The sequence below is a fragment of the Burkholderia sp. JPY481 genome (genome assembly GCF_038900515.1).
GTDB classification, from domain to species: domain Bacteria; phylum Pseudomonadota; class Gammaproteobacteria; order Burkholderiales; family Burkholderiaceae; genus Paraburkholderia; species Paraburkholderia youngii.
In genome coordinates this window covers 1-271 of record NZ_JAYMRT010000182.1, presented here as the reverse complement: position 1 = coordinate 271, position 271 = coordinate 1, and the positions used below count along the sequence as shown (strand labels likewise).

The following is a 271-nucleotide window of genomic DNA, read 5'->3' as shown; positions in this document are numbered from 1 at the left end:
CATCGAGCGCGAGGCGCAGACACTGGAAGCTGAAGAGCGTCGCAGGCTTCGACAGAGCCGGGCCAAACCGGTGTGCGACGCACTTCATGAATGGATGGTGGCGCAGCGCAAGCTGGTTTCGGAAGGTGCAGCGATTGCGAAAGCGCTGGATTACAGCCTTAAACGCTGGGAAGCGCTGACGCGCTATCTCGACGACGGACATGTGCCCATAGACAACAACTGGGTCGAAAACCAAATACGTCCGTGGGCTATCGGGAGGGCCAACTGGCTG

Annotated in this window: 1 protein-coding gene; it reads left to right on the top strand. The window is 59.4% G+C overall.

What is annotated here, in order from left to right; all coding sequences use genetic code 11:
- Positions 1-271 (top strand): IS66 family transposase (locus tag VSR82_RS40235; RefSeq protein WP_498858949.1); only part of this gene is annotated, 271 nt, incomplete at both ends.